Below are 1,446 nucleotides of genomic sequence, written 5' to 3' on the forward strand. Positions count from 1 at the left end.
CCGCGTGGCGTTCGAGTCTTTGGATGAGAGAGTGGGGTCGCTGGAGATGGGCCATTGGATGCGCAGGTCCGGATCGTTCCAGAGGATGCTGCGCTCGTGGGCGGGGGCGTAGTAGTCGGTGGTCTTGTAGAGGAACTCGGCGCTGTCGCTGAGCACGACGAAGCCGTGCGCAAAGCCCTCAGGCACCCACAGCTGGTGCTTGTTCTCGGCCGTCAGGTGGGCGCCCACCCATTTCCCGAAGGTGGGCGAGGAGCGGCGGATGTCGACCGCGACGTCGAACACCTCGCCCTGGACCACGCGCACCAGCTTGCCCTGGGCCTGCTGCACCTGGTAGTGCAGCCCGCGCAGCACGCCCTTGATGGACTTGGAGTGGTTGTCCTGCACGAAGCGCACGGGGCGCCCCACCGCTTCTTCAAAGCGGGCGTGGTTGAAGCTCTCGAAGAAGAAGCCCCGCTCGTCGCCGAACACCTTGGGCTCGAACAGGATGACCTCGGGAATGGACTGTGGGGTCGCTTTCATGGCTCAGCGCAGCTCGTCTTTGATGATCTGTTGCAGGTACTGCCCGTAGCCGTTCTTGGCCAGTGGCTTGATCAGGCGCTGCACCTGCTCGACGTCGATCCACTTGCTGCGGTAGGCGATCTCCTCCGGGCAGGCCACCTTCAGCCCCTGGCGCTTCTCCAGGGTGGCGATGAACTGGCCGGCCTCCAGCAGGCTGTCGTGGGTGCCAGTGTCCAGCCAGGCGTAGCCGCGGCCCATCACCTCCACCTGCAGCGAGCCGGCTTCCAGGTACAGGCGGTTGAGATCGGTGATCTCCAGTTCGCCGCGGGCCGAGGGCTTGAGGTTCTTGGCCAGCTCCACCACCTGGTTGTCGTAGAAGTACAGGCCGGTGACCGCGTAGTTGCTCTTGGGCTTGGCAGGCTTCTCTTCCAGGCTGAGCACCTTGCCCGAGGGGTCGAACTCGGCGACGCCGTAGCGCTCTGGGTCGTGCACGTGGTAGGCGAAGACGGTGGCGCCGCCCGGGCGCCGCGTGGCGTTGCCCAGCAAGGCCGCGAAGTCGTGGCCGTAGAAGATGTTGTCGCCCAGCACCAGAGACGAAGGGTCGTTGCCGATGAACTGCTCGCCGATGATGAAGGCCTGAGCCAGGCCGTCGGGGCTGGGCTGCACGGCGTACTGCAGGTTCAGGCCCCACTGGCTGCCATCGCCCAGCAGATCGGCAAAGCGCGGGGTGTCCTGCGGAGTGGAGATGATCAGGATGTCGCGGATGCCGGCGAGCATGAGGGTGCTCAGCGGGTAGTAGATCATTGGCTTGTCGTACACGGGCATGAGCTGCTTGCTCACCGCCTGCGTCACGGGGTACAGGCGCGTGCCGGAGCCGCCGGCCAGGATGATGCCTTTTCTGTTCATGGCGTTCTCAGGATCTGTTGCAGGATGTGGCCCAGCCCTTCC

2 protein-coding genes are annotated in these 1,446 nt (G+C 65.1%); both read right to left on the reverse strand.

Features of this window, described 5'->3' with window-relative positions; all coding sequences use genetic code 11:
• On the reverse strand, nucleotides 1–519 hold a 519-nt coding region (rfbC, locus tag HPS01S_RS21350; protein ID WP_066161178.1), incomplete at its 3' end, for a dTDP-4-dehydrorhamnose 3,5-epimerase.
• Nucleotides 520–522: 3 nt separating this feature from the next.
• Complete coding sequence (gene rfbA, locus HPS01S_RS21355) at nucleotides 523–1,404, reverse strand: glucose-1-phosphate thymidylyltransferase RfbA (RefSeq protein WP_066161180.1); 882 nt, start codon at nucleotides 1,402–1,404, stop codon at nucleotides 523–525.
• Nucleotides 1,405–1,446 lie beyond the last annotated feature (42 nt).

This window comes from Hydrogenophaga pseudoflava NBRC 102511 (assembly GCF_001592285.1).
Taxonomy (GTDB): Bacteria; Pseudomonadota; Gammaproteobacteria; order Burkholderiales; family Burkholderiaceae_C; genus Hydrogenophaga; species Hydrogenophaga pseudoflava.

What these genes read in the sequence shown, in the direction of transcription:
- rfbA (WP_066161180.1), bottom strand. Translation starts at nt 1,404, where the DNA reads ATGAACAGAAAAGGCATCATCCTGGCCGGCGGCTCCGGCACGCGCCTG.